2 protein-coding genes are annotated in these 2,087 nt (G+C 75.7%); both read left to right on the forward strand.

The window, feature by feature from the left end:
- Positions 1 to 779 (forward strand): S8 family peptidase (locus GTW43_RS28875; protein WP_161304936.1); only part of this gene is annotated, 779 nt, incomplete at its 5' end.
- A gap of 222 nt (positions 780 to 1,001) precedes the next feature.
- A partial coding sequence (locus tag GTW43_RS28880; protein ID WP_161304937.1) for a maltotransferase domain-containing protein occupies positions 1,002 to 2,087 on the forward strand: 1,086 nt, incomplete at its 3' end.

Below are 2,087 nucleotides of genomic sequence, written 5' to 3' on the forward strand. Positions count from 1 at the left end.
GGTCCTACACCTGGCCTCGGACCGCGGGCGCCGGGGTGACCGTCTACGTCATCGACACCGGCGTCCGCACCTCGCACCGGGACTTCGGCGGCCGGGCCTCCAGCGGCTGGGACTTCGTCGACGACGACCCGGTGGCCCAGGACGGCAACGGCCACGGCACCCACGTGGCCGGCACCGTCGCCGGCGCGGCGTACGGCGTCGCCAAGAAGGCCCGGGTCGTCGCCGTGCGCGTGCTCGACGACACGGGCTCGGGCACCACGGCCCAGGTCATCGCGGGCATCGACTGGGTGACCCGGCACGCGCACAGGCCCGCGGTCGCCAACATGAGCCTGGGCGGTTCCGCCAACGCCCAGCTCGACGCCGCCGTCCGCGCCTCGATCGCCTCCGGCGTGACGTACACGGTCGCGGCGGGCAACGACGGGCTCCCGGCGAGCTGGTACTCCCCGGCCCGCGTCCCGGAGGCCGTGACGGTCGGCGCGACCGGCCCCACCGACGCACGGGCCGGATTCTCCGACTGGGGCACGTCGCTCGACCTGTTCGCCCCCGGCGTCGACATCACGTCGGCCTCGTACGCGAGCGACACAGGCGCGGCCACGTACTCCGGCACGTCGATGGCCTCGCCGCACGCCGCGGGCGCCGCCGCGCTCTATCTCGGCGACCGGCCGCGCGCGACCCCGGCCGAGGTGGGCCGGGCCCTCACGGACCGGGCGGTGACCGGCCGCGTCACGGGAGCCGGACCCGGCTCCCCGAACCGGTTGCTCCAGGTGCCGGGGTCCTGATCAACAGCCCGTCAGGAAAGGCGCGTTCACGCTCCGGCCCCGCCGTTCGCGGCGGGGCCGGTCTTGTCTGTGTGCTGACGCCCGAGTAGGTACGTAAGCACCGGATTGCCCGCCCCGTCCGCGTGGAAGGCTCCCCCGGTACGTGCCACGAGTCCCCTCGCGTCCAGCGCGCCCCGGTCCTTCGCGACCCGCCCCTCCTCCGATCCCCCGACAGGAGCGGTCATGCCCGCACAGCGCCCCCGTCCCCGGCTCCCCGCGCCCACCACGGGCCGCATCCCGGTCCGTGACGTCGGTCCGGCCGTCGACCGCGGCAGACGTCCCGCGAAGGCCGTCACCGGGGAGACCTTCCAGGTGACCGCCACCGTGTTCCGCGAGGGCCACGACGCCCTCGCCGCGGGCGTGGTCCTGCGCGCCCCCGACGGCACCCGCCGCCCCCGCGTCCCGATGCGCGAACTGGCGCCGGGCACCGACCGCTGGGGTGCCGACGTGACCCCGGACGCGCCCGGCGCCTGGACCTTCGCCGTCGAGGCCTGGGGCGATCCGGTCGCGACCTGGCGGCACACGGCCGGCATCAAGGTCCCGGCCGGTCTCGACACCGAACTCGTCCTGGAGGAGGGCGCGTTGCTGCACGAGCGCGCCGCCGCACGGGCCGCCCTGACCAGGTCCGCCCGCGCCGCACTGCGCGGCGCCACGGACGCGCTGCGCGACCCGTCCCGGACCCCGGCCGCCCGGCTCGCCGGGGCCCTCACCCCCGAGGTGGACGCGGCCCTCGCCCGGTATCCGGTGCGCGAACTGGTCACGCGGTCACCGGAGTTGCCGTTGCTCGTGGAGCGGGAGCGGGCGCTGGTCGGTTCCTGGTACGAGTTCTTCCCGCGCTCCGAGGGCGCGGTCGTCGAACCGGGCAGGCCACCGGTCAGCGGCACGTTCGCGACCGCGGCCGAGCGCCTCCCGGCGATCGCCGCGATGGGCTTCGACGTCGTCTACCTGCCCCCGGTCCACCCCATCGGCACCACCCACCGCAAAGGCCCCGACAACTCCCTGCCCCCGGGCCCCCACGACGTCGGCGTCCCCTGGGCCATCGGCTCCCCCGAGGGCGGCCACGACGCCGTCCACCCCGACCTCGGCACCCTCGACGACTTCGACGCCTTCGTCACCCGCGCCACCGGCCTCGGCCTGGAGATCGCCCTCGACTTCGCACTCCAGTGCTCACCCGACCATCCCTGGGTCGAGAAACACCCCGAGTGGTTCCACCACCGGCCCGACGGCACGATCGCCCACGCCGAGAACCCGCCCAAGAAGTACCAGGAC

It is taken from the genome of Streptomyces sp. SID5785, assembly GCF_009870065.1.
In the GTDB taxonomy this organism is placed as follows: Bacteria; Actinomycetota; Actinomycetes; order Streptomycetales; family Streptomycetaceae; genus Streptomyces.